Source organism: Priestia abyssalis (genome assembly GCF_002019595.1).
Classification (GTDB): domain Bacteria; phylum Bacillota; class Bacilli; order Bacillales; family Bacillaceae_H; genus Bacillus_BA; species Bacillus_BA abyssalis.
This window is the reverse complement of sequence record NZ_KV917369.1, coordinates 3012615-3039365: the sequence shown is the minus strand read 5'-3', so window position 1 is coordinate 3039365 and position 26751 is coordinate 3012615. Positions and strand designations below refer to the sequence as shown.

25 protein-coding genes, 1 pseudogene and 1 other annotated feature are annotated in these 26751 nt (G+C 41.1%); of the genes and pseudogenes, 23 read left to right on the top strand and 3 right to left on the bottom strand.

Features of this window, described 5'->3' with window-relative positions:
* The first annotated feature begins 10 nt into the window (after positions 1–10).
* The 9 genes from BK575_RS14560 to BK575_RS14515 all read left to right on the top strand — a co-directional run bounded on the left by BK575_RS14560 (position 11) and on the right by BK575_RS14515 (position 10700).
* Positions 11–316, top strand: coding sequence for a hypothetical protein (locus BK575_RS14560; RefSeq protein WP_078411024.1), 306 nt, complete (start codon positions 11–13; stop codon positions 314–316).
* Entirely contained in the window at positions 317–1600 is a 1284-nt protein-coding gene (locus BK575_RS14555) for a glutathionylspermidine synthase family protein (protein WP_078411023.1), read from the top strand.
* Complete coding sequence (locus BK575_RS14550; RefSeq protein WP_078411022.1) at positions 1600–2013, top strand: DUF350 domain-containing protein; 414 nt, start codon at positions 1600–1602, stop codon at positions 2011–2013. Before BK575_RS14555 ends, BK575_RS14550 begins: the two co-directional genes overlap by 1 nt.
* Positions 2014–2200: 187 nt before the next feature.
* Positions 2201–3172 carry a nuclease-related domain-containing protein gene (locus BK575_RS14545; protein WP_078411021.1) on the top strand — a complete coding sequence of 324 codons (972 nt, stop codon included), beginning with the start codon at positions 2201–2203 and terminating at the stop codon, positions 3170–3172.
* 289 nt (positions 3173–3461) lie between these two features.
* Positions 3462–3944 carry a MarR family winged helix-turn-helix transcriptional regulator gene (locus BK575_RS14540; RefSeq protein ID WP_078411020.1) on the top strand — a complete coding sequence of 161 codons (483 nt, stop codon included), beginning with the start codon at positions 3462–3464 and terminating at the stop codon, positions 3942–3944.
* Positions 3941–5665, top strand: coding sequence for an ABC transporter ATP-binding protein (locus BK575_RS14535; RefSeq protein WP_078411019.1), 1725 nt, complete (start codon positions 3941–3943; stop codon positions 5663–5665). Before BK575_RS14540 ends, BK575_RS14535 begins: the two co-directional genes overlap by 4 nt.
* On the top strand, positions 5662–7521 hold the full coding sequence (locus BK575_RS14530; protein WP_078411018.1) for an ABC transporter ATP-binding protein: 1860 nt from the start codon (positions 5662–5664) through the stop codon (positions 7519–7521). The genes BK575_RS14535 and BK575_RS14530 overlap by 4 nt, the downstream gene beginning before the upstream one ends.
* A 725-nt stretch (positions 7522–8246) precedes the next feature.
* Positions 8247–9149: a macrolide 2'-phosphotransferase gene (locus BK575_RS14520; protein WP_078411016.1), complete on the top strand. Its 903-nt coding sequence runs from the start codon at positions 8247–8249 to the stop codon at positions 9147–9149.
* A gap of 273 nt (positions 9150–9422) precedes the next feature.
* A complete protein-coding gene (locus tag BK575_RS14515) occupies positions 9423–10700 on the top strand; it encodes an MFS transporter (protein WP_078411015.1) in 1278 nt (425 codons plus the stop codon).
* 83 nt (positions 10701–10783) lie between these two features.
* On the opposite strand, the gene BK575_RS14510 is transcribed toward BK575_RS14515, so the two are convergent.
* Positions 10784–11074 (bottom strand): AbrB/MazE/SpoVT family DNA-binding domain-containing protein, encoded by a 291-nt coding sequence (locus tag BK575_RS14510; RefSeq protein WP_078411014.1) that lies wholly within the window; start codon positions 11072–11074, stop codon positions 10784–10786.
* A 263-nt stretch (positions 11075–11337) separates the two neighbouring features.
* Between BK575_RS14510 and brnQ the strand changes: the two genes are divergently transcribed.
* The 7 genes from brnQ to BK575_RS14475 all read left to right on the top strand — a co-directional run bounded on the left by brnQ (position 11338) and on the right by BK575_RS14475 (position 18904).
* Entirely contained in the window at positions 11338–12693 is a 1356-nt protein-coding gene (gene brnQ / locus BK575_RS14505) for a branched-chain amino acid transport system II carrier protein (RefSeq protein WP_078411013.1), read from the top strand.
* Positions 12694–12883: 190 nt separating this feature from the next.
* On the top strand, positions 12884–13306 hold the full coding sequence (locus tag BK575_RS14500) for a DUF6843 domain-containing protein (protein ID WP_078411012.1): 423 nt from the start codon (positions 12884–12886) through the stop codon (positions 13304–13306).
* 166 nt (positions 13307–13472) lie between these two features.
* Positions 13473–14810 carry a sodium-dependent transporter gene (locus BK575_RS14495; RefSeq protein ID WP_078411011.1) on the top strand — a complete coding sequence of 446 codons (1338 nt, stop codon included), beginning with the start codon at positions 13473–13475 and terminating at the stop codon, positions 14808–14810.
* Between the two features lie 552 nt (positions 14811–15362).
* A complete protein-coding gene (locus BK575_RS14490; protein WP_078411010.1) occupies positions 15363–16025 on the top strand; it encodes a C40 family peptidase in 663 nt (220 codons plus the stop codon).
* Positions 16026–16269: 244 nt separating this feature from the next.
* Positions 16270–16572: an MTH1187 family thiamine-binding protein gene (locus BK575_RS14485; protein WP_078411009.1), complete on the top strand. Its 303-nt coding sequence runs from the start codon at positions 16270–16272 to the stop codon at positions 16570–16572.
* A 272-nt stretch (positions 16573–16844) separates the two neighbouring features.
* Positions 16845–17069, top strand: a binding site (T-box leader).
* 157 nt (positions 17070–17226) lie between these two features.
* On the top strand, positions 17227–18303 hold the full coding sequence (locus BK575_RS14480) for a bifunctional 3-deoxy-7-phosphoheptulonate synthase/chorismate mutase (RefSeq protein WP_078411008.1): 1077 nt from the start codon (positions 17227–17229) through the stop codon (positions 18301–18303).
* A gap of 277 nt (positions 18304–18580) precedes the next feature.
* A complete protein-coding gene (locus tag BK575_RS14475) occupies positions 18581–18904 on the top strand; it encodes a hypothetical protein (RefSeq protein WP_078411007.1) in 324 nt (107 codons plus the stop codon).
* A gap of 174 nt (positions 18905–19078) precedes the next feature.
* Here the strand turns inward: BK575_RS14475 and BK575_RS14470 are convergent, their stop codons facing one another.
* Both BK575_RS14470 and BK575_RS14465 read right to left on the bottom strand, forming a co-directional pair.
* Positions 19079–19798 carry a CAP domain-containing protein gene (locus tag BK575_RS14470; RefSeq protein WP_078411006.1) on the bottom strand — a complete coding sequence of 240 codons (720 nt, stop codon included), beginning with the start codon at positions 19796–19798 and terminating at the stop codon, positions 19079–19081.
* Positions 19799–19999: 201 nt separating this feature from the next.
* Positions 20000–20302 (bottom strand): annotated as a pseudogene (locus tag BK575_RS14465) (YitT family protein); the annotation flags it as partial.
* A 105-nt stretch (positions 20303–20407) separates the two neighbouring features.
* On the opposite strand from BK575_RS14465, the gene BK575_RS14460 reads away from it, so the two are divergent.
* From BK575_RS14460 to BK575_RS14420, 7 genes are all read left to right on the top strand, one after another.
* The gene (locus BK575_RS14460) at positions 20408–20728 is read left to right on the top strand and encodes a PadR family transcriptional regulator (RefSeq protein WP_078411004.1); all 321 of its coding nucleotides are present in this window, start codon (positions 20408–20410) and stop codon (positions 20726–20728) included.
* The gene (locus tag BK575_RS14455) at positions 20721–21908 is read left to right on the top strand and encodes a chromate transporter (protein ID WP_078411003.1); all 1188 of its coding nucleotides are present in this window, start codon (positions 20721–20723) and stop codon (positions 21906–21908) included. Before BK575_RS14460 ends, BK575_RS14455 begins: the two co-directional genes overlap by 8 nt.
* A 133-nt stretch (positions 21909–22041) precedes the next feature.
* Positions 22042–22716, top strand: a complete 675-nt coding sequence (locus BK575_RS14450) for a GOLPH3/VPS74 family protein (RefSeq protein ID WP_078411002.1) — start codon at positions 22042–22044, stop codon at positions 22714–22716.
* Positions 22717–22826: 110 nt separating this feature from the next.
* Positions 22827–23087, top strand: a complete 261-nt coding sequence (locus BK575_RS14445; RefSeq protein WP_078411001.1) for a helix-turn-helix domain-containing protein — start codon at positions 22827–22829, stop codon at positions 23085–23087.
* Positions 23088–23620: 533 nt separating this feature from the next.
* Positions 23621–24814 carry a PucR family transcriptional regulator gene (locus tag BK575_RS14435; RefSeq protein WP_235867390.1) on the top strand — a complete coding sequence of 398 codons (1194 nt, stop codon included), beginning with the start codon at positions 23621–23623 and terminating at the stop codon, positions 24812–24814.
* A 181-nt stretch (positions 24815–24995) separates the two neighbouring features.
* The gene (locus tag BK575_RS14425) at positions 24996–25880 is read left to right on the top strand and encodes a DMT family transporter (RefSeq protein ID WP_078410998.1); all 885 of its coding nucleotides are present in this window, start codon (positions 24996–24998) and stop codon (positions 25878–25880) included.
* A 243-nt stretch (positions 25881–26123) separates the two neighbouring features.
* Complete coding sequence (locus BK575_RS14420; RefSeq protein ID WP_078410997.1) at positions 26124–26672, top strand: TetR/AcrR family transcriptional regulator; 549 nt, start codon at positions 26124–26126, stop codon at positions 26670–26672.
* The last annotated feature ends 79 nt before the right edge of the window (positions 26673–26751 follow it).

Genomic DNA, 26751 nt, shown 5'->3' with positions numbered 1-26751 from the left:
GGGATCCACATTGAACAAAACAAAGAAAATGATGACGGGGGTGTTGACCGCTGCACTCGTCACTTCATTAGCGGCATGCGGCCAAAACCGTCCGTCTGAACCGACCGGGTATGATTGCGATGATTGGGACTGGGATAAGGAAACGGGAACGTATTATTGCGATGACAGTCACTCTTCTTACCATGGCAGCTATTATCACGGCGGCAGCTTCTATTCCAATAAAAAAGCATTGAAAAGCAGTTCCATTTATCAATCCTATTCCAAACAATATAAATCAGGAATCGGAAGCGGAACAAAAGGCGGGTTCGGTGGATAAATGAACAGGCATCGTCAGGAAAGACAGCGGTTTTATGAGCGAATCGAAGGGTTCTGGCACGATTTGTATGGGATGGAGTACGCCTTGTGGGATGTGAAAAAGGAGACGCCGGAAACGATCAACCGTATACGGACCGCGACGGAGTGCATCGGCCATATTGTATATAAAACAGCACCTCTGCTTCGCCAGCTTGATGACGGGACATTGCTTCAGCTCGGGTTTCCGCCGGAATCTCTCCGTTTTATCCGCCTTCATACGATTCCGTTTGAAAGCGTCATTGCGCGCCTTGATTTGGTCGTAACAGAGGCGAGGGTGAAGCTGCTGGAAATCAATGCCGACACCCCGACTTTCATTAAGGAAACGTTTTTCGTGAATGGAGAGGTGTGTGAAGCGCGAGGGCTTCATAACCCGAACGAAGGGTGTGAAAACCGACTGCGGGAGGCGATTCAAGAAGCGGTCAAATCTGCGTTTTTCTCGCTTGGAAAGAGAAAAACACCGAATGTCGTCTTTGCCTCACACGGTGATCATGACGAAGACCGGCTGACCACACTCTATTTACAGAAGCTGTATGGGTGGAACAGCCAGTATATGAGTCTCGATCAGCTGCGTATCGTATCCGACCCAATCGTGGAGAATGGAAAAATCGTGGCCGAGCGCGGACTGTACGACCGTGAGGGTGAAAAAATTGATGTCTTGTACCGCCAGACGTATCCAATTGAGCATCTCGTTGAGGATGAAGATCCAATTACGAAAGAAAAGGTCGGCCAATTACTGATGGAGCTTGTCGGAGAGAAGGAGCTGGCCGTTTTGAACCCGCCGTCTGCTTTTTTGCTGCAGTCCAAAGCGGTGATGGCACTCATTTGGGGGCTTCATGAAGAAAATCATCCCTTTTACACCGAAGAAGAACACTCTTGGATTCATACATATTTTTTGCCGACATATCTCGATGAGGATGTGTTTTTACAGCAGGGGATGGCTTACGTCAAAAAACCTTCCTTCGGGCGCGAAGGGGATACGGTCGAAATCTATGAAGCGACAGGTGAGAAAAAAGCGGAGGATATCCACAAAACGTACAAAGATTCTTTGCCCGTCTATCAGCAATTTATGGAGCTTCCTGAAACGTTCATTCAAACAGAACAAGGAAAAAAAGATGTCTGTTATATGTACGGCTGCTTTTATGTGAACGGCCGGGCGAGTGCCATTGGTATCCGGGCGGGAAGACAGATTACAGACAATGAGTCATATTTCTTGCCGATCGGCATGAAAAAAGAGGAGGAACAATAATGGATTTTATTTCTTCAGAGAGTTTTTTAAATTTTTTGGCGCATGTAGGAACAGGATTTGTGTTAATTTTGTTAGGCTTGGTGGCTTTTGCGTTTACGACAAAGTTTTCGGAACGTCAGCTCATTAAAGAAGGTAACATGGCCGTTGCGTTGAAACTATGGGGAAAAATGATCGGCCTTGGCATTGTTTTATATACCGTATGGGGCGGCAGTGTCAGTTTGCTTGATGCATTTGTTTGGGGCTTGATTGGGATTGCCACACAGGTGGTTGCTTATTGGATCATTGAATATATCTTAACGCCGAAAACGAGTTTGGCGAAAAAAGTAGAGGAAGGAAATACAGCGGTTGGCTTCAGCCTCTTTGCGGCGGGTATTACAGTTGGCTTGGTCGTAGCAGGCAGCTTGACGTATTAATGGAAACCGGCTCATGTTGTGTGAGCCGGTTTTTTATGGATGAACATCCACTAATTTTGTCGAAGAATCGATAAATCATGAATTTCGAAAATAAAACAGCTATTTTCGTAGATATCACGAAGAATTTCGTCGATAAAAGCCCGGAAATGAAATAAAATAGAGCTGAAATCTAGATTGGAGTGATGAAATGATCATAAAACCCCGAAAAATCCCCCTTTCAATCCTTAAATTACGAGCCCTTCTTCGCAGACTTCCTTCAAATCATCCGAAAATCCCATTGATTCAACAAGAACTTAGCAAAAGAGAAGCAGGCTATAAAGGTGAGAGCTCGCTTGATTTTTATTTAAGTTTCCTAGACGAGAAAAACTACTTCATTTTCCACGATCTTCGGTTACAGGACGAATCCCGCTTTTTTCAAATCGATACATTACTATTATCAAAAAAGTTTGCCCTTATCATAGAAGTGAAAAATATAGCCGGAACGCTCTTTTTTGATCATGTGTTCCATCAGCTAATCCGCATGAAAGATGGAATGGAGACGGCTTTTCCTGACCCGCTTATCCAAATACAACGCCAAGAGTCTCAGCTCAAAAACTGGTTCACAAAACATAAATTGCTAGAAATCCCCATCTATTCTTTAATCGTCATCAGCAATGCGCAAGCTGTTATCCGTACTTCATCCGATAACCGAAAACTCGGTTGCAAAGTTATTCGCCGTGAAATGCTCCCTTCTAAAGTCAATCAAATCGAACATTCACTTAAAGAGACGCTCCTTTCTGAAAAAGAGCTCAAAAAAATGCTTCGACAACTGCAAAAGCAGCATGTCGAAGCAGATTTTCCTATTCTAGAACAATACGCTATCGGAAAAAATGAACTGATAAAAGGAGTCATTTGCGAAAATTGCCGTTATTTTCCTTTGTTGAGACGGCATGGCAAGTGGATCTGTCCTCATTGCCAACACGTAAGCAAGGACTGGCATCTTCATGCTTTAACTGATTACAGCCTCCTGATTGGATCTGCCATCACAAACGCTCAGTTAAGAAATTTTTTAAACATTACCTCATCAGCCGGTGCAACGAGAATACTGCAATCAATGAGCTTAAGCTATTCTGGAACGAACAAGGGAAGAGTGTATAACTTGTTTTTTGATAGGAAGTGAGAAAACTAGTACCTGCCTTGGATCAGGCACTGGTTTATGGTGAAATAATTTTTAATTTGGCCGATACGGGTTTTGATTGCCCTTGTTTTTAATGAAATAAGCAGTACAACGAAGAACCATTAAGCAGGAGCTTAATGGTTCTTCGTATTGTCTAGTAATGTGGAAATAGAATAAGAGCATATTTTTGTATATAACTTGACGATGTTAATAAAAAGGTGTAAATTTGAACTCATCCAAAAAGAACTGTTCATTTTGGAACTGTTCAAAAAAGAAATATGGTGATAGTTGAATGGAAAAGGAAAATCAAAAGTTTATGCGTTCAGTACAACTGATGCGTTCATTTTGGAATGTGCAGAAAAATATGATGCGGTTCATTCAAAAGACGGCGACAGAGAATGGTTTGTCCGTTCCGCAATATTCAATTTTGGTGGCGATTGCACCTCATAAGGAAATGACGCAAAAGAACCTCGGGGAGATAACCTTTCTGCCGAAAAGTACACTGAGCCAAGCAGTCGATGGACTCGTTAAAGCAGGCTGGCTTCATCGCCAGCAAGTGGAAGGCAACCGGCGGGAAATGCAGTTGTCGCTCAGCGAAGAAGGAGAAACGTTATTAAAAACGATTCACCTGCAAGAAGGCGGTATTCATCAAGTGTTCCAATCTGCCGTTGAAACATTGACTAATCGTCAGTATGAAGGGTTGCTAGAATCACATCAGCAAATTGCAACATATTTAGAAGCGCAAGCAATAGAACAAGGAGAGGATACGAAGTGATTAAATTACTGAAAAATTTATCCGCTTATAAATGGATTATTTTAGCTGTTTTCGGTCTTATCTTTGTTCAATCGCTGTCGGACCTTTTTTTGCCTACATTAATGGCGGATATTGTAGACAAAGGAGTCGTGGCAGGAGATACTGCTTACATTTTGAAAATCGGCGGGATGATGCTGATGGTTTCGGCACTGGGCGCTTTCGCCTCGGTTATCGCAAGCTATTATTCGTCTAAGGCGGCAATGGGGCTTGGGCGTGATATTCGCAAGAAAGTCTTTCATCATGTTGAAAAATTTTCGCTGCAAGAATTTGATGAGGTGGGAACTGCGTCATTGATCACTAGAACGACCAATGATATAACACAAGTCCAGCAAGTGGTCATCATGATGCTTCGAATGGTTGTCAGCGCACCGATCATGTTGGTTGGCGGAATTATTATGGCCGTGTCCAAGGACGCCCAATTATCACTTGTTATTGTCGTCACAATACCTGTGTTGATTGGTTCGATATTGCTTATTGTGCGTAAAGGGGTACCTCTTTTTCAAACGATACAAAAACGGTTAGATCGGCTGAACCTTGTATTGCGAGAAAACCTGACGGGGATTCGCGTCATTCGTGCCTTTAATCGTGAAACAGAAGAGAAAGCGCGTCTTAAACAAGCGAATAAAGAGTTGACGGATGTTTCGATTAAGGTCAATAAAGTAATGGCATTCATGATGCCTGTCATGATGCTCGTGATGAATTTGACCGTTGTCGGTATCATCTGGTTTGGAGGAATTCGAATTGATAATGGCGGCATGCAGATTGGAGACTTGATGGCATTTATCCAATATGTGATGCAAATCATGTTCGCGCTTGTGATGGCGTCCATGATGTTCGTGATGGTGCCGCGTGCTGCCGTATCGGCAAAAAGGATTAACGAAGTACTTGACATGGAACCGTCATTTTTGGATGAGGGAACAGAAAAGGCGGACCGTATTCGAGGGCTGCTTGAGTTTGACCATGTGACTTTCAGTTACCCGGGAGCAGAAGAACCTGCGTTATCGGATATTAGTTTTACCGCAAAACCAGGCGAAATGACCGCCATCATCGGTGGAACAGGATCAGGGAAATCCACGCTCGTCAATTTGATTCCCCGCTTTTATGAAGTTTCGTCCGGAGCCATTCGTGTCAATGGTGTGGATGTACGCGAGGCATCACAAGAGGAAATCCGTTCGAAAATTGGTTTCGTGCCGCAAAAAGCAGTACTCTTTACAGGTACGATTGCCGACAATATCCGATTTGGGAAACAAGACGCAACACAGGATGAGATTGAACATGCGGCTCGTATTGCGCAAGCGGAAGATTTTATTGGCAAAATGAAAGACGGCTATGAGACAAAAATCGAACAAGGCGGCTCGAACGTATCGGGAGGACAAAAACAAAGATTGTCGATTGCGCGGGCCCTCATTCGAAAACCGGATCTTTATGTATTCGATGACAGCTTTTCGGCACTTGATTTTAAGACAGATGCCAAACTTCGTGCAGCGCTGAAAGATGAAACAAAGCACGCGACGGTGTTACTTGTTGCACAGCGTGTCAGCACGGTTGTCGATGCCGACCGGATCATTGTGTTAGACAAAGGACATATAGCGGGAATAGGCACACACGAAGAGCTGCTTAAAACAAATGACGTATACCGTGAAATCGCCCTGTCACAGCTCTCAGAGGAGGAAATTGCATGAGTAATCAAAAAAGACCTCAAAGCGGCGGAATGATGGGACATGGCCCGGGCGGCGGCAGCATGATGATGATGGGGCAGAAAGCGAAGGATTTTAAAGGAACGCTAAGACGGCTCTTGACCTATTTGAAACCGCGCCGGAATCAATTGATCGCCGTATTCTTCGCTGCTATCTTGAGTACGGTCTTTATGATTGCCGGTCCAAAAATTATGGGAACGGCGATTACAGAATTATTTGAAGGAGCATACGGGAAGCTTCAGGGAATACCGGGAGCGGCTATTAATTTTGATAAAATTGGCCAGATTCTGCTTGTGCTGACCGGATTGTACGTTGTCAGCAGCCTGTTTAGCTACGTGCAGCAATACATCATGTCTAGTGTTGCACAAAAAACAGTGTATGACCTTCGGGAAGATGTCAATGAAAAGCTGAAGAAGCTGCCGCTTAAATATTTTGACGGACGTCCGAACGGGGAAACACTCAGCCGCGTGACAAATGACATTGATACAATCGGCAGTACGCTGCAACAAAGCTTGGCTCAATTTATTACCTCATTTGTGACGATTTTAGGAATCATCATTATGATGCTTTCGATCAGCCCTATCTTGACGTTGATCTCAATTATCAGCTTACCGATTTCCATGTTTGCCATCCGGCCCATTTTGAAAAGATCCCAAACATATTTTGCCGATCAACAGCGGACGCTTGGTGGGTTGAATGGACATATTGAAGAAATGTATACGGGTCATCAAGTCGTGAAAGCATTTGGACATGAGAAAAGGGCTGGCGAACAGTTTGATATGGTCAATGAAGAGTTGTATGAAGCGGGACGCAAAGCTCAATTTATTTCTGGTATTATCATGCCCATGATGTTCTTCATCGGAAATTTGAGCTATGTCTTAATCAGTGTGGTCGGCGGGATTTTAGTGACGCAGCGCGCGATTTCAATCGGTGATATTCAAGCATTTATCACCTATACACGCCAGTTCACACAGCCGATTACACAAACAGCCAATATTGCAAATATTATTCAATCAACAGTTGCAGCGGCTGAGCGTGTCTTTGAACTGCTCGATGAAGATGAAGAGAGGGAAGAAATCACGACAGCTGATTTAGCGAAAGCCCAAGGTGCTGTTACTTTCGAACATGTGGACTTCGGATATGGAGAAGACTTGTTAATGGAAGATTTGAACATAAATGTCTTGCCGGGACAGACAGTCGCGATCGTTGGGCCGACGGGTGCCGGAAAAACGACGATGATCAATCTTTTAATGCGATTTTATGAACTGAATGGCGGAAAGATTACGATTGATGGTCTTGATATACAAAATATGTCCCGAAATGATCTTCGTAAGAACTTTGGAATGGTACTTCAAGACACATGGCTCTTTAAAGGGACGATTAAAGCCAATTTGGCTTATGGGAAAAGCGGTGCAACAGACGAAGAAATTTTTGCGGCTGCTCGCATGGCTCATGCGGATCACTTCATTCGTACGCTGCCGGATGGTTATGAGACGGTCTTAAACGAAGAGGCATCGAACATCTCGCAAGGACAAAAGCAATTGCTGACAATAGCCAGGGCTATTATCAAAGATCCGCCAATCATGATATTAGATGAAGCGACGTCGAGTGTAGACACAAGGACCGAAGTCTTTATTCAGCAAGCGATGAACCGTTTGATGGAAGGGCGGACCAGCTTTGTCATTGCGCATCGTCTCTCTACCATTAAAGATGCCGATCTCATTCTTGTGATGGATCAAGGGAAAGTGATCGAGCAAGGAACACATTTGGAACTTTTAGAGAAAAATGGTTTTTATGCCGATCTTTACAACAGCCAGTTTTCTGAAAAAGCGGCAGGATAAGCAATGGAGGCTCATTTCGAAACCGAAATCGAGCCTTTTTTATTTCGGGTTAATGAGCAATGAGATCGCGTTTAACATAGGGGTATTATTTTAAATTTGCTGATGGCTGATGGAGGACATCCTGCATGGCTATCATGTGTTAACGTTTCTAGTTATGCCATTTTTTTATTTATTTTCATATTTTTGGGATTGTCACAATTCCCCCCTTATGTTAAGATGATATTAACTTTTAATGAACGGAGGGTTTCCTTGTGGCATTTTGTAGACTTCGATTCCAAACTTTGAACCGTTAATTAAATACGTTCAAGACTCTGCCTGCTGTGCAGAGTAAACGGGATTGGTCTGCCTATTTTTAAGGAAACCTTATTTTACGATATTCTTCGATAAAAGAGGGGAGACGACGAGTCTGCCTTTTTTTGTTGTCTTTAAAAATAGAAAATATGGATATAAAATGTGAAGGCTGCGATTCTTCACCATGGAGGAAAGGCATCGGAATTCTTGCGTTTTTTTTCTGTTGCCTCGACATCATGGTTTTAGGAGAGGGAGAGCCGGCACTCTTCATAATAAGACCCTTCATCTACCGATAAAGATGACAAAGATCTTTACGGGCTTTGTTAATGGTATTCTTTTCCGTTTACTTAAACACAGGCAGATTGTCTGTGTTTTTTTGTTGTAATGGTTTTAGGCGGGCTTGTAAGAAAACATGAGAAGGAAGTGTTGGCCATATGACATTGACAAACGAACAAGTAATAGAAAAAGCGAAGCAACACGGTTTAATCGTAAAAGAGAATTCACTGAAGAAAAATGAATCAGGGCTTGATTTTCAAGTTGTATTCGCAACTGATATGGAGGGAGAGAAATGGGTATTGCGTTTTCCGAGACGCACAGACGTGGTTCCGACAGCTAAAAAAGAGAAGGATATTCTTGGTTTAGTAGGAACAAAGCTTCCGATACAAACACCGAAGTGGATCATATTCTCAGAGGAGCTGATTGCGTATAAGCTGTTAAAGGGTGTGCCTGCAGGGACGATTGACCCGGAAGCGAAGGCATATGTATGGGAACTGGATGAAAAAAATGTCCCTGATACTTTTCATGAAACGCTGGCGAGTGCCATGGCGGCTTTGCATCGCGTGAATCATGATGAAGCAAGAGAAGCCGGTTTAGCCGTTCAAACTCCCGATCAATTAAGGCACGCAATGCAAGAGAGGATGAATAAAGTCAAATCAGAATACGGCGTGAGTGAGGAGCTTTGGAATCGCTGGCAGAAATGGCTTGCCAACGATTCCCTTTGGCCGAAGCAAACGGTGTTCATTCACGGCGATCTGCATGCGGGTCACATTTTAATCGACGAAAAAGCTCATGTTACAGGCTTTATCGATTGGACGGAAGCCAGAGTAGATGATCCGGCTAATGATTTCGTTAGCCATTTAGCCGCTTTCGGAGAGGCTGCCTTAAAAAAATTGATTGACGAATATGAAAAAGCGGGCGGCTATGTATGGGCTTCGATGTTTGAGCATATTGTAGAACAGTCATCAGCCTATCCCATCGCTATTGCCGAGTTTGCGATGAAATCCGGTTCGGATGAATTTGCAGCCACGGCTAAGCAAGCGCTTGGTGTAGAGAAATAAAAAATATGAACATTTTTCATTGACCTTTACACTGCGTAATGGTGTATAGTAACAGAAGAAGTATTTTTACGAACGTATGTTTCGTAGATGTTATTTTATACATTTCACTTAATAACTGGACACCGTTTTCATGTTATCGAGAGATATTCACAATCAGCGGTCCAGACAACTTGAATCTATTCTCAAAGGTTTAGAAAGTTCGGCATGGCCGTTCTTTGGTCATGTCAAATTTTCTAAATCAATCTATATAGCTAAAGGAAAGGTAGGAATAGTATGGAGATATATAGTAATGAAGGTTCACCTGTACCAACAGGCCAACCTGCTGGAAGTATATTTGCCAATCGAATTGTTTTAGCGATTATGACGTCAAACTTTTTACTGCAACTTGGTATTTGGGTGAGGAATTTTGCCATTCTTTTATATGTCACAGACATTACAAACAATGATCCAGTTTATGTGTCGCTGATTTCAATTGCAGAGTTTGCGCCTATATTTATCTTTTCATTTATTGGCGGTACATTTGCAGACCGGTGGAAGCCTAAACTTACGATGGTTTGGTGTGACTTGCTGTCTGCATTGTCAATCTTTTTTGTATTGCTGGCACTCATTTATGGGTCGTGGCAAGCGATCTTTTTTGCTACCCTTGTGTCAGCCATTTTATCACAGTTTTCTATGCCATCTGCCATGAGGCTGTTAAAGCAGCACGTGCCTGGCGAACAGTTGCAATCGGCCATGGCTATGTTCCAATCGTTGATGGCGGTCTTTATGGTCATAGGTCCGGTGATTGGAACCTTTGTTTACCAAAAGTACGGAATTATCACTTCGATTGCCGTTATGGGTGTGATGTTCTTGCTTTCTGCCCTGGTGTTAATGTTTCTTCCCCGTGATGCAGAGAAGGAAAAAACAGAAGAGCAAGATAACTTTAAGAAAGAGTTAGCGGACGGTTTTCGCTACGTGTTGTCAAAAAACGTACTTAAAACAATGGGTGCTGTATTTGCGGTATGCGGTCTGGCTGTTGGACTCATCCAACCTCTCATGATTTTTGTAACGATTGAAAATCTTGGGGAGACAAAGGCCTTTCTTCAGTGGCTGTTAATGGCTAATGGCGCTGGAATGTTAGTTGGCGGCGGTTTGGTGATGGCTTTTTCCAAGAAGATATCGCCTCAAAAACTTCTTGCAATCGGTATCTTTGCAAGTATGATCAGTACGATTGGGATTGGGTGGTCGACAAGCGTTTTGTTAACGATTATTTTACAAGTGTTTAACGGTCTGTTTTTCCCGTGCATCCATATTGGGATTAACACGTTAATCTTAAAAAATACGGATGAATCATTTGTTGGACGTGTAAATGGTGTACTCAATCCGTTGTTTATGGGGATGATGGTCATCGGAATGTCGGTTTCAGGGCTGTTAAAATCACCGTTAACGTTATCTGGAGTATACGTAGTCTCCGGTGTATTATTTTTGATTGGATCATTACTGATTGTCCCGCTTTTCAAATTAAAAGATGACGATTCATCTGTCCAGCCGGTATTGGAATCGAAAGAATGAAGATAACGATTGTCAATCTGTTCTTACATTTTAAATAGGTCTAGAAAAATCGACATGACTGTTCGTTGGTCATGTCGATTTTTTTAAATCGATTTATATAAATGAAATTTTTGTTGTATCTCTTCAACTAATTTTCTAGCGCCTTCTGGACTTAAAATCACTTTTCCATTAGAAAAAGAAAGGTTTCGATTTGATACTTCTCCAGTTACTTGACAGGCTTTATGAGGGCTGTACTTTCTTAAAACAATGCGATCTCTATCAACAAAAATTTCTAATGGAGCTTTATCGTCCATATGTAACATGCGGCGAAGTTCTTGTGGAAGTACCACTCTTCCCAGCTTATCCGTTTTACGAACCATTCCCGTTGATTTCAATGTTATACACCCCTTTGTATATTTATGATGTAAATTAATCATATTGTGATGAAAAATATTAGTCAATGTAAATTTTTGGCATTGATTATGGCGAATTTAGGTATAGGTAATTTCTGTTATTTAAATTTTCGAAATATTTTAAAATAATATATTGAAAATTTGAAGTGATTAAAGTAATATAGGTTTATTCATTTATCACATATATTTTATGACAATTTACTCATGTTAAAAATAGATTTAACATCTTAGGAGGAACATATCGTATGAAGACCAAACTATCATTTTCATCTTATTTTGTAATAGGGGTCATGTTATTTGCTTTATTTTTTGGAGCGGGAAATCTAATTTTCCCGGCGCAGCTTGGTCAAAATGCCGGAACGAACATTTGGCCAGCGGTAATTGGTTTTTTAATTACAGGAGTGGGGCTTCCGTTTCTGGGAATTTTGGCGATGGGTTTTTCAGGAAGTTCTAACTTACAGGAACTTGCGGGTCGAATTCATCCAAGCTATGCAGTTGTTTTTACTTCACTTCTTTATTTAACGATCGGTCCATTTTTTGCAACTCCGCGCACAGGTACAGTTGCGTATGATATCGGTATTGCACCGTTAGTAGGGGAAGGGGCTATGCAGATTGGTTTATTCATTTTTACACTAGTGTTTTTCGGCATTACGATGTGGTTTTGTCTAAATCCTGCGAAAATTGTCGATCGTGTCGGGAAGATTCTATCGCCTGGTATTATCATCCTTCTCGCTATGTTATTAGTGATGGTTGTTGTAAAACCAATGGGATCGATGGAAGCGCCTCAAGAAGCGTACGTGAATGGAGCGTTCGCGAAAGGTTTCTTGGAAGGATATAACACAATGGATGCGCTCGCTTCGCTTGTGTTTGGAATTATCGTCATCAATGCAGTCCGTGCGATGGGTGTAACATCTAAACGTGATATTCTATCTGCAACCGTAAAATCAGGACTTGTTGCTATCACATTTCTCGGCATTATTTATGTAGGAATTGCTTATTTAGGTGCAACGAGCACAGAAGAATTCGGCCTTTTTGAGACAGGCGGACTAGTGCTCAGCAGTGCATCATCCTATTATTTCGGCAGTTTTGGAACGGTCATCCTATCCATTATTATCATACTTGCATGCTTAACGACTAGTATCGGATTAATTACTGCTTGTGGGGAATACTTCCACACATTGCTGCCGCAAGTAAGTTACAAAGTGTTCGTGATTTTCTTTTCGCTGTTCTCATTCATAATTGCCAATTTCGGATTGTCCAATATTATTATGTATTCAATCCCGATCTTAATGTTTCTTTATCCGCTTGCCATTACGTTAATGCTGTTGGCATTTTTGTCACCGCTATTCAATCATTCACGGGTTGTTTATGTAGCAGCGACAGCAGTGGCATTCATGATCAGTACGATTGATGGACTTAAAACATTTTGCGATTTATTTGGTATCGCCTATTTCAATTGGATGCAGCAGGTTGTGTCATTTTACGAGCGAACCCTGCCTTTATACAGCCAGGGACTCGGCTGGCTGGTGCCGGTTCTGGTTGTGATCCTGATTACAGGAATAGCTGTCCGTATTAAAAGAGTATCTATCATTGAAGCATAACAACATTCAGGGATGATCCGAATGGGCGAAAACCAACCCTTTTCGGTCATCTATATGAAAGGCCCCGCCAGTAAAATTAGATTTCATGGCGGGGCCTTTCTTTGATGAAATTCTTCATTGTATAGAGTATAGATTTGAAATCGGGGCTGAACAATAAAGGTATGATTATATATGAAGGGGAGAAAGCGCGTTGAGGAAGTTTCTTTTTTTTCTGTCCGTGTATGTCATGCTCCTTTTAACAGCATGCAGCGTTGATGATACGGTATCATCGAATCTATATTTAATACCAGACGATTATAAGGGATGGGTAAGGATCGAATACGATAAAGATTTTGGGCAGGAAACAAAATCAGAGGGAGACTACATTGTTATAAAGGTGAATGAAAAAGGGGTAAGTAAAGTGAAGTCGACGGTCACTCATGAAGGCTGGGCGACAAACAGGTATTTTTATGTAACAAAAGACGGGGAGCGAAAAGAATTGAAACCGGGTAAACTAATTCATGGGGCTGTACAAGGACGTGAAAGCAAAACGAATCCCGGTGAAGTAAATTTTTTTGTCGGGACGAAAGAAGAATTTGCCGAGGCAACAGATTACAGTCGGAACGCGAAATGAAGAACGAGGTAACTCTATGCTCTGGAAGGATTTAAAAAATAAAAGGAGACAATAAAAATATTATGTTAAGTAACATTTATTTTGAAAATTCGACATTTCCTCTTTTCTAATAAAAAATTCTAGTATAAGATGAAACAATATCTTACTTAGAGATGGGGAAATGCATATGAATCAATCAGAACAATGGACATCAAAACTGGGCTTTATTTTAGCTTCCGCCGGTTCTGCCATTGGAATCGGCGCCATCTGGAAACTGCCGTATGTAGCGGGAACGAGCGGAGGAGGGGCTTTCTTTCTTTTGTTTATCCTGTTTACGGCGATTCTTGGATTGCCGCTTCTTCTCGGTGAGTTCGTCATTGGAAGAAGTACTCAAAAGGAAGCGATTCGTGCGTATCAAACAATCGCGCCAAAAACGGTTTGGACCGTTACAGGGTACCTGGGCGTCATCACGTCTTTTATCCTTTTATCCTTTTACAGTGTGGTAGGAGGCTGGATTTTACAATATTTATTTTACAGCTTGACAGGAAAATTGGCCCATACTGCCGATTATGAAGCGTTGTTCGGGCAAACGATATCCAATCCGGGATTGGCGGTAGGCGCCCAATTTTTATTTATGATCATTACAATTTTCGTCGTCGCCAGAGGGATTCAAAATGGAATCGAAGCGGCTAACAAATATTTAATGCCTGCTTTATTTGTCATTTTCATCGTGATTATCATTCGTTCATTAACGCTTGAAAATGCGCTGGAAGGTGTCTCCTTCTTTTTAAAGCCGGACTTCTCGGCGATTACATCAGAAACGGTTTTATTTGCATTGGGACAGTCGTTTTTCTCGTTGAGTGTCGGTGTATCGGTTATGGTCACATACAGTTCTTATTTAGATAAAAATCAAAACTTGCCAAAGTCGGCTGTTTCCATTGCAGGTTTAAACTTAGTTATTTCACTGCTTGCGGGATTGGCCATTTTCCCGGCGGTGTTCGCATTAGGCGTAGAACCGGCGGCAGGACCTGGCCTATTATTTATCGTATTGCCGTCTATTTTTAATCAAATTCCGTTTGGCGGCGTGTTCTTATTGCTCTTTTTGGCTCTTTTCTTATTTGCCACGTTGACTTCAGCGTTTTCCATGCTCGAAATCATCGTCGCTTCTCTTGCGAAAGGAGAGCAGCAAAAGCGAGCGAAACTGTCATGGATGTCTGGTTTGTTTATTTTTGTCGTTGGTATTCCATCAGCGCTGTCATTCGGTGTCCTGGGTGATGTGACGTTATTTGGAAAAAATATTTTTGATAATGCTGATTTTCTTGTGAGTAATATCCTCATGCCGATAGGGGCGTTTTTAATTGCGGTCTTCATTCCGTTGAAAATGGATAAAAAAATGCTTGTAAACGAATTGGAACAAGGAGCGGGCAGCGTGAAATCATGGTTTGCTTTATGGCTTTTGACATTGCGTTTTATTGCTCCAATTGCAATCATTGTCGTGTTCCTCGATGTGATCGGCATCATTTAACAAAGCGAACGGCCTTTTTCAGAAGGGCCGTTCGTTTTGTTTTATCCAGGCTGAACAAACAGTAGAGCTTACCATTTTACTTTGTACATTCAAATGGTAATATGCTTGTAGTGAAAATACAGCTATTATGGTAAAATATTTTTTGTCTGTGAAAAGAAAGATAGAAAGCTTTAAAGGTATTCATTATTTCAGAAAACTATTTTATCTTTCGTAGAACGTTCAATTGGGGAATGCCTGCCGCCCGATTATAAAAATCAGGGAGGATGGTTCAGTCAATCATTCCTATTTTGTGCTTTATATGTGCATCTTTTTGCATAAATGACAGCGCTTTTCTCTTTATTTGAAGTGAGCAGTCAGACAGATTTTACATACATATTTGATCCTCTTTTTAATAAAAATACTAGCCTTTAGTTTAGTGTTATAAATAGGTACATAGAATGGTGTCGAAAATTGTAACATTTTTGTAACATAAACGTTCTTGCTTTGTAACATTGCATTGATAGAATGTAAGCGTTCAAGTTTAGTAGATTCTAACTTTGGAGGAAATCTTTTATGAAAAAGTTTATATATTCTTTGGCGTTATGTTCTACGCTGACATTATTGCCAACAATCGGCCATGCCAAAATGGGAGACATGACATTGAAACCAGGCATGAACCATGCAGATGTGAAACAATTACAGGAAGCATTAAAGAAAAAAGGCTATTTTAAAGGGAACACGACTACATACTATGGGAACATAACGAAAGATGCGGTCTACCGTTTTGAAAAAGCCAATAAATTACCGGCGGACGGAATTGCCGGCAGAACGGTTTTTCGGTTATTAGGCTCTTCAACAGCGAGTGTAAGCGTAAATAAAAGCGCCCAAGTAGTCAAGGAAGCGAAGAAATATGCAGGAACTCCTTACAAATGGGGAGGCACGACACCAAAAGGCTTTGATTGCAGCGGATATTTAAACTATGTATATGAAAAGGCAGCGGGTGTCAATTTGTCTCGTACGGTAGAGGGGATTTATAAACAAGGGACAAAAGTTAGCAAGCCTCAAGTGGGTGACATTGTCTTTTTTGAAACATATAAACCGGGTGCATCTCACGCGGGCATTTACATTGGAAACGGGCAATTCATTCACAGTTCATCTTCAAAAGGGGTAAGTGTTGCCTCAATGAGCAGCTCTTATTGGTCAAAGCGCTACATCGGAAGCAAAAGCTTCGTTTGAGTAGATTTTTGTGCACAGCAAGATGTGAGGCAACCGATCTATATAAAGTCAGCCTCCACTCGATGAACGTACCAAATGCAGGCTAAACAAAAGGGGAAGTATAGATTCATTTCCCTTTTTTTGGATGTTTAAACATACAAATGAAAAGATATGAAGAGGCAACGAGATATTCGCAGCCTCTTTTTGTGTATGGTATGATAGGGAAGGCTAAAAAAGCTTGAAAATAATTGTTGGAGGGAATCATATGGCCATTATCGATGTAACTGTCATTCCAGTCGGGACCGCTTCGCCGAGTGTTAGTGAATACGTAGCGGAAATACATAAAGTATTGCAAAAGCATGAAGGGCGCATCAAGTATGAATTGACACCGATGAGTACATTGATTGAGGGAGAATTAAAGGACTTGCTGGGAATTGTTCAAGAAATCCATGAAGTTCCGTTTCAGCATGGTTTGCAGCGGGTATGCACGAATATCCGCATAGATGACCGCCGTGATAAGGAACATTCAATGGAGCGTAAATTAAAAGCAGTGCGGGCGAAAATGTAATGAATCGCAGAGGGGGCGTGTTTTCGTGTGGAAAACAGCCCCTTTTCTTGAGAGAAAATTCAAGTTGTCCGGGTCACCGATTGTGATGCCTCTCGATTGAATGAAGATGTGCCGAGTTATTAAGTGGAATATAAAAAAACAGAAAATTATTCAAAAAAATAAAAACGCTTTCAAAAAATTTTTTCTTAAAACCTATTGACTTGCAATTTGTTTCGGAACTATAATACAAAACAAGAAAGACAATATAGTTTGAAAAAAACGAAAATTTAAATAGTTAAGCGATGATAGGACGTTAGTAATGTTCACTTTCCCTGTATTCAGAGAGCTGATGGATGGTGCGAATCAGTACAAAAAGGAACATGAAATTCACCCCTTGAGCATCTTTTTCGAAGCGTGTGAAACGCGGGGAAAAAGACGGTAAACAGCCGTTATGTTGAAAGAGCGATGAACACATGTTCATAATTTAGGGTGGTACCGCGAGAAATCTCGTCCCTACTGTTTAACAGTAGGGGCGTTTTGTTTTTTAGCGATACAATCTGATGATGAGCAAATAATGGTTCATAATTAGGGTGGTACCGCGAAGAAATTCGTCCCTACTGGCACAACCAGTAGGGACTTTTTTATTATCATTGAAAATTTAGGAGGATGAATGAAATGGAAAACCAAACATTACAAACATTACGTAAGCAAATTGATGAGTTGAACTTACAAATTTTGAGCTTGTTGAATGAACGAGGAAAAATCGCACAGCAAATTGGACAATTAAAAGAAATGCAAGGAACGAAGCGTTTTGATCCTGTACGTGAGCGTGAATCATTGGATATGATTGCCGAGCATCATGACGGCCCGTTCGAAACATCGACGATTCAACATATTTTCAAAGAAATCTTCAAGGCAAGCTTAGAACTTCAAGAAGATGATCATCGTAAAGCACTTCTTGTTTCACGCAAGAAGAAAGCGGAAGATACAGTTGTAGACATCAAGGGCGAGAAAGTCGGCGATGGAAACCTTCATTTTGTGATGGGACCATGCGCGGTCGAGAGCTACGAACAAGTGAAACAAGTCGGGTTGGCGTTAAAGGAGCAAGGCATCAAATTAATGCGCGGCGGTGCGTTCAAGCCTCGTACATCCCCGTACGATTTCCAAGGTCTTGGAGTGGAAGGTTTGCAAATTTTGCGTCAAGTAGCTGATGAATTAGATTTGGCGATCATCAGTGAAATCGTCACACCGCAAGATATCGAAACGGCACTTCAATATGTCGATGTCATTCAAATTGGTGCACGCAATATGCAAAACTTTGAATTATTAAAAGCGGCGGGTTCTGTTGATAAGCCAATTTTATTGAAACGCGGATTGGCTGCGACAATTGAAGAATTCATTAATGCGGCCGAGTACATCATGTCACGCGGAAACAACAACATCATTCTTTGCGAGCGCGGTATCCGCACATACGAGCGTGCAACGCGTAACACGTTAGACATCTCCGCTGTACCGATCTTAAAGAAAGAAACGCATTTACCTGTCATGGTAGACGTAACACATTCTACAGGCCGAAAAGATTTATTGCTTCCATGTGCAAAAGCAGCCATCGCCATCGGTGCAGACGGAGTCATGGCAGAAGTACATCCAGACCCGGCAGTAGCATTGTCCGACTCTGCACAGCAAATGAACATTCCGGAATTCAAAGAGTTCATAGGTGCTTTAAAAGGCATGCCTGTTCAATTAAGATAAATAAACAGCCGGGAATCCCCTTTGCGGGTTCTTCCCGACCGCTTATACGAGAACCTTTGAGAGCCTATTCAAGATGCAAGGACCTCAAAATCCTAAAGAGGGATCACGGCCAAGGTTATGTTAAACACTTAAATTGTATTTATATAATATATAAAGACGTACGGCTCTCCATAAAGGGGAGTCGTTTTTTATCCCCTATAATTCCCACTGTTTACTTAGGATGATTGATACTAAAATAACATTAATATACTGCAAGAAGAGAGGAATTTATACGTTCATGAGACGAATGCTCAAAAGAGTGTTTTATATAGTTTTAACGCTAATGGTGGCAGCTTTGGTTCTCATACTGGTTACAAAAGGAAAGGACCTATTGTTCGTCAAAGCATGGGTAACGATGCTTGGGTTGACCTTTTTGATGATCGGTCTTTTATATTCCAGGAAAAACCATGAGGAACAGGGCATGGGAGGTTGTACATCATCTACAGGCGAGTGGTGGATGTTTCTTTTCAGTTTTTTGCTCGATCTACTGCCATGGTATGCAAGAAAGATGTTTTGGATAATACTAGGAGTAGTCGTGACAGGCGTTGGCATATTAGTTTAGTGAAACAGTCAGTTGGATTGCTGGCTGTTTTACTATGCCTTTTGTATCATCCTCGATAATCAATAAATGATAAGGGGAACTTCCAGCAGCTGAGGGCTTATTGCCCGGTAATGCCTGATATATGAAAGGGAGCGCCAGGTTTTTTCCGACGCTCCCTTTATCATAAACGATACATTATTTACCTATGAACATTTGTGTCCAATAAGTTGAGCCGCTGCCTTCTACATATCCAACACCAATATGTGTAAAGTTCGGGCTTAAAATATTTTTGCGGTGACCGTTACTGTTCATCCACCCGTTCATGACTTCTTCCGGTGTTTGCTGGCCTTTTGCGATGTTTTCACCCGCTGTGCGATATTGGATACCAAATTGCTTCATCATATCGAAGGGTGATCCGTATGTTGGTGAAGTATGGCTGAAATAGTTTTTATTCATCATATCTTTTGATTTCTCACGGGCGACATCACTTAATTTTGTATCTAACTGCAATGCTTGCAAACCTTGCTTTTGTCTTTCTTGGTTAACAAGCTCCACTACTTTCTTTTCAAATGCGCTCACAGATGATGCTTGGGCAGTTGGTTTGGCTGCTGCCGGCTGTGCTTGAGCTTCCTTGCTCGCTTGTGGAGCAGGAGCTGCTTTCTGTGCAGGCTGTGCTTGTACATGGTTAGATGCTTGCGGAGCAGGAGCCGCTTGTTGTACTGTTGGTTTTTGAATATTAAATTTTTTGAACAGCTCATCAATATTATTTACATTTTGAACATTCATATGTTGAACATTCTGTTTTGAATATACTGGACAATTTATCGTTGAGGCATCTGCCTGAGTTTGTGTAGCTAATAATCCAAATGACATAGCTCCAATAATAGTCGCGAAACGAAGTTTTCTGTTTTTCATACGTTGATGACCTCCTCGTTTTGTTTGACTCAACGACTACTATTCTCACATGAATCTTAGTAATCTATCAACCTTTTAGAGCTTCCAATATTATCAAGCTATGAAAAGGGACGTTGCTGGGATATTTATCCACACGCATAAATACTATGATAACGGGAATCGTAAAGGGTGAATTTATTTTTTAGCTTTCATCCATGAAATTTATGGAAACATAAGAAATGCGGAGGCGACTTTCCAATCAATGACCAAGCCGGCGGCCAGTAAAATGGAACTGTTAATCCAAAACAATGTTTTGCCGGGGGTCCATTTTGTAAAAGAGGGAATTATAAGCGCCAAAATATCCATGCCTCCAGATGAAGCGCCCATTTTAAATAAGATGCCGACCCCAAACCCGAATAGAAGACCCCCAATCACCAAGTCCACCCATACGTTTCCGATTGGATGATGAATATGAGGAGAAAGGGCGTTGATGGTCAGCGCCGCGGTACCGACACAATACATCGTCCAAAGGTGAAAAACTTAACAAACAATTTACAAAAAGAAGAAAACATATTTGTTATAATATCACTATCCGATATCAAGAATCGATATCAGAAAGGGGTGTCCAGCATGCTGCGGGAATTTTTTTTAGGCTCCATCAAAATCCACATTTTATATCATGCGAAAATCGAACCGGTCTACGGAGCTTATATGATCGAGGAGCTGGCGTCCCATGGGTACAAAATCAGTCCGGGGACGATTTATCCGACATTTCACCAGCTCGAAAAAGATGGGTTGCTGCATAGGGTAGAAAAATTGGTGGACGGTAAAATCCGAAAATATTACACGATTACGGAAAAAGGGATTGAGATGCTTGAAGGAGCGAAACAGCAAATTAGGGAGCTTGCAAAAGAAGTATTGAAGGAAGAGGGGGATACCAGGCATGAATAAACCATCATCATTATGGGGGCGCTGGCTTGAAATTTTGCTTGTGTCGACCAAACTCGGATTAACGTCATTTGGCGGGCCGGTTGCTCACCTCGGTTATTTTCGGGATGAATATGTGAAGAAAAGAAAGTGGCTTGATGATCGCAGCTATGCGGATTTAGTGGCGCTTTGCCAATTCCTGCCCGGGCCGGCAAGCAGCCAGGTTGGAATTTCCATTGGAATGGTGCGGGGCGGCATCGTAGGCGGGGTTTTATCGTGGGTCGGCTTTACCATGCCGTCTGTTATTGCACTTATCATTTTTGCTTATGTATTACAGGGATTTGACGCGGCTGATTCAGGTTGGATCCACGGATTGAAAATTGTCGCCGTTGCTGTCGTCGCCCAGGCGTTACTCGGAATGGGGAAAAATTTGACGCCTGACCGGACAAGAATCACCATGGCCGTCATTGCAGCATTCATTACATTGTTTTATCCGAGTGCTCTCGGCCAAATTTTGACGATCATCATTGCGGGAATCATCGGCTATATCCTTTATAAAAAGGTGGAGATGAAACCAGCGGAAGATATGGTCATCACCATACGCAAATCAACCGGGATCATCGCCTGGGTGCTGTTTTTTGGCTTGCTTGCTGGTTTGCCAATTTTAAGGCAAGCGGCTCCATCCGTATGGATTTCGATGGTTGATACATTTTACCGGGTCGGATCGATCGTATTCGGTGGAGGGCATGTTGTCTTACCGATGATGGAGCGCGAGGTCGTTCCGCCAGGCTGGGTAACAGAAGCAGAATTTCTCGCCGGTTATGGTGCGACACAGGCTGTACCAGGACCGCTCTTTACCTTTGCCGGTTATTTAGGAACCATTATGGCGGGTTGGCAAGGGGCTCTCATTGCCACGATTGCGATGTTTTTCCCATCCTTCTTGCTTGTTCTTGGAACCTTGCCGTTTTGGAACACGCTAAGACGGAGACCAGCTTTTCAAGCGGCATTAATGGGAATCAATGCGGCGGTTGTCGGTATTTTACTCGCTGCCCTTTATGATCCGGTTTGGACAAGTGCCATCAAGAGTCCAGCCGATTTTGCCCTTGCGTTGGGCGCCTTTACGCTTTTTGTGTATTGGAAGGCAGCCCCGTGGATGGTCGTAGCGGCAGCGGCTGTTGGAGGATATGTGATTAGCTTATTATAAGCAAGAAAGCACTGGACATGTTTACAATGCCAGTGCTTTTTTGTTGCATCCTTATTGATGTTTACATATAATGTAAGTATTAAGTGATAAGTAGTAACTAAATTGTGAAAAAATCACAAAGTGGGGGATATAGATGGTTTATGACTTAACGATTGCAGAAGAATTTTTATTATTGGCCTGGAAACATAATAAGAGTCCGGGGAATTTTGCAGGAAAAGAAAAAACCATTCAATTGTACAGTATTGGCGCCTTATTTATGGATTTAATCCTACAAGGGAAGATTGAATTAGACGACCGCGATGCAATAGAAATCAAGAAAGGAACACAGACTGAAAACGAGGCGATGGATCGACTGCTTCATATGATTCAAGAAAGCAAAAAGACGAAAAAATTCAAAAAGTGGATGTCCGTTTTTTATAATGGATGGAAGAAACGGAAATATGTATATGAAGCGGTGACAGCATCTTTGGCGGAAAAAGATTTGCTGGAAATCCATGAAAAAAACACATTTGGTTTGCTTAAAACACGTAAGACAATAGTAAAAAACGATGCGCAAGATCCAATCGTTCAAAAGATTCGTGCCGAGCTGCTGGAAGACGGTGCAGTGACGAAGGAAACGGCCACATTATGCTTTTTACTCGAAAAAGCAAAAATGTTGAAACATTATTTTTCCAGCTATGAGCAAAAACAATTGAAAAGCCGGTTGAAGGAACTGCAAAAAACACATGAAGAGGAATGGAAAACGATTAAGCGCATCCAGCAGCTCATCTCCGAAATGGATGCTGTATTTATAACGGTAGTAGTATAAAAGAAACTTCCATCAGTGGGGCCCGCACGATGCGGGTCACGCAGACGTTGCCCCAGGACGCGGCGGTGTTAGTCTGTGTTCCTTTAATCGGAATAAAAGAGGGATGATGTATGTCGAGAAGAAGAAGCATGGAAAAAATCATGGAGTCGGACTATGTGACGATCAGTGAACTCGTCCGGTTGTCAGAAATGCGCTACAGCACCTTGAAATATTATACAGAACAAGGAATTCTTCCGTTCGACCAGGAGGATACACGTTTAACTCGCCGTTACCCCAGGATATCGTCATTGGAGCGCTTAGCTCTTATTCGACAATTAAAGGAAAGAGGATACACGATTGAAGAAATAAAGGAACAGATGCAGAAAAGTTGAGATGAAAGGCTCATTTTGATGAAGCTTTTTTGGGGTTATACGATCCGCTTATTGTAAGGTAAACTAAAGCGAAAAGATTCAAGAAATGAAGGGTCCGTTGTAGCAAGGAGAGGGCAGCAGGGAAGAATCTTCTCTGTTGCCCTCTTTTTTGTTCAGCTAGTTTTGATTTGGATTTTTTTTGTGAACCGAAAGGGGATTCAGTAAGAAAAAGCTTAGAAATGATTTCTTCCCTATTTTTTCTAGCATCAATAAAGGTAAAACGAATAGTAAAACCGTACTGATGCTGCTAATCAATACAAGAATAACCCCAAATCCAGAATTTATGACTCGGTACATATACTCTCCTATTATTGAAGTTGGTCTGGAGTTATAAAAAAGTATCATGCAAAAACCTGTTCGCCCAATAATGAAAAACATAATGGTTAGGAATTTCACCGTTTGTATACTTCCTTATTTTTTTCTTATCTTTCCTTATCCAGTCTTTTATAATTCTTAATAATGATGTTATCTATATTATAGAAAGGATGGTGGTTATGATGATGACCGTAAAGAATTTTTTGCAGCTGTCCGTTACAAAAGATTTTTCGGTTGTAGCCGGCGGCCATGCATTACATCATTCAGTCCAAAGTGTTGAAATTTTAGACTTTGAGTTTGCGGCAGGCATTCAGCAAGTGAGAGACACGGCCTTCAGCCCCCACAGCATTGTACTCAGCAGCTTATTATTTGCGAACGAAAAGCCGGAACGCTTAATCGAAATGTTGAAAAAGCTGATTGAATTAAAGGTAAGTGCTTTAGCCTATAAGCCAGTGATCTTTAAAGAGTTACCAGATGAAGTCCTAACTTTTGCAAATGAGCACGATTTCCCGATTTTACGTTTTGGTGGGGATGAATTTTTTGAGGTTATCATTTTGGAAGCGATGGATCAAATTAAACAAAGGGACAATAAGCTCTTTTTAGAAAATGTGATGAGATGTTTCATTGAAGAAGAGGTTTCAGAGAAACAAATACAATCTTTCTTACAACAAATGAATAAACCGTTTGAGAAATATGTGTTTGCAGCGAATATTCAAATGAAACAATCCGAGGACTCCCAATGGATGGATGCCTTTTTCAAACTCGAGTCCTTTTTGAGATCTGGTATTATTTGTACATATAAACAAAGTATGTTCATTCTTTTTACAGATAAATTCAAACAACTCCAATTTGAAAAGATACTAAAGGAATGGATGGCGCTTTATGCAATTCCAACAGATGCATTCATACTTGGCTATAGCCAAGTACACTCGACGCACACCGAAATTCATCTAGCTGTGAGAGAAGCCTACTATGCTCGTATTATGGCAGGAATTGAAATGAAACCTATTTGTCATTATGAACAGCTCGCATCGGATCGACTGCTTATCGAGCTTTATCGAAAGGATGCCACATTCGCAAACAATTATATAAAAATGTATTTGGAACCGCTTCTAGAAGAAAAGGCAGATCGGGATTTGCTGAATACGGCAGTGACCTTTGTGTTGAAAAAAGGGAATGTGAAAGAAACAGCGGCCGCACATTATTGTCATCCGAATACCATTCGCTATCGCATGGCAAAAATACGCCAATTAATCGAACCTTTTGATAATGAACTCGTTTTTTATGAGCATTTATCCGCAGCGGTTAAATTGTACTTACTGCATAAAGCCATTGAAGGGCCGGCTGTTGTATCCTCCATTAACGGGCAGTAAACAGGGGTTGAGAGAAATCGAAGAAGGATCAGTGGCAGATGAAGGAACACCCTCGCCGATGGAAGTTTCCTTTATTTCCTTTATTGGAATCAATCCAAAAATAAGCTTGAAAGTTTGGAAAAGTAATCAAATTATTGCATTTCCTCTCATGATATCCTTAATCTAGTCAGGAGGGGAAACAATGAAACCATACATTGGTGACGGCATGTTGCTCGTAACCGCCATTATTTGGGGCAGTGGATTTGTTGTAACGGCTATTGCGCTAGAATATTTAACCGCTTATCAAGTAATGGCAGGAAGGTTTGTTTTGGCTACAATCATACTTATCATGCTATTTGGATACAAGTTCAAAAAATTCACAACATCTGTCGTGTGGAAAGGCGCCATCTTAGGAACCATTTTATACATCGCTTTTGCTTTACAAACGGTCGGTTTGGAATATACCACACCGTCTAAAAATGCCTTTTTAACAGCCGTCAATGTTGTAATTGTACCGATCATTGCTTATCTCGTTTACAAACGGAGAATTGATCGGTATGAACTATTCGGCTCAGGTCTAGCCATTGTAGGCATTGGCCTTTTATCATTGCAAGGTTCTATGACAATTAACATAGGTGATGTATTGTCTCTTTTATGTGCAGTCGGCTTTGCTTTTGATATTTTTTATACAAATCTTTTTGTCCAAAAGGAAGATGCCATTTCATTGACGATTGTACAATTCATAACAGCATCTCTCATTAGTGCAGCCGTGGTGTTCATTCAAGGTGATATACCGACAACGATGGAAAAAGAAGCCATGTATTCGATTGTGTATTTAGCAGTCTTTTCAACCACAATAGCTTATATCTTCCAAAATATAGCACATCAATATACAACTGCTGCAAAGGCCGCTATTATTTTATCAACAGAATCACTTTTTGGTATGGTATTATCCGTTTTATTTTTAAAAGAAGTGCTGGCAGGCCGAATGGTGCTGGGAGCTATGTTAATTTTGATGGCCGTCTTAATTGCTGAAATCAAGCCCTCGTATCGCAAAAAGCACGCTGTAAAGAGCGTGCGTTCGTAAAATACGTTATGTTTTATCATCAAGCTTTAAATAGGGTGTCTCGCAAGTCTTTACTCAATCACAAATGCTGATTTTTTCTAAGAGGCCCCGTCACAAAAAACTTGGTTTTCCTGGATTTGTATGACGGGACCTTTTATGGGGATAAAAGGTTGTTTTACCCTTTAAGTGATTTTAAATATGTTTGACTAAATTATTGGAAAGTTTTATAATTTGGTTGGTTGACCAAATAACTGAGGTGAAAAAATGAAAAATGAAGATAAACGTCAACGTTTAATTGATGCAGCATACAAAGTATTTGTTAGAAAAGGTTTTACAAATGCATCGATAAAAGATATTGCAAAAGAAGCTGATATTACTCCTGGACTTGTTCATTATTATTTCAAGAATAAGGAAGCATTGTTATTTGCCGTTCAGAATCAAGTTCAACAGCAATATCATAAAAATTATGAACAAAGGGACTCTTTATCTCCAATGGAAACATTACAAGAGATAAAATCTAGGGCAGAAAAAGACGCTGATTGGTATCGTTGGCGTTATGAAATCTATTCTTTAGGACTAAAAAATCCGGAAATTCAACAAGAAGTGGCTGTTATTTTAAAGGAAGGAAGAGAAAGTCTATCCAAACCATTGCAATCCATTGTTAGTGGTTCTGAAGATACTAATGCAATGGCCAGCATCCTGTTAGCTTGCTTTGATGGATTAGCTCTACAGAAGATTGTAGATGATGAATTTGATATAGATGGTGCTTACCACCTTTTATTAAAATTGTTAGAGATCTATTTAAAAGAATAGATTTCTTTTATTAATAAGAAATTGGTTGGTCAACCAATTAAATAAGGTGAAATGAAAAATTAATAGAAAAATAGGTGAA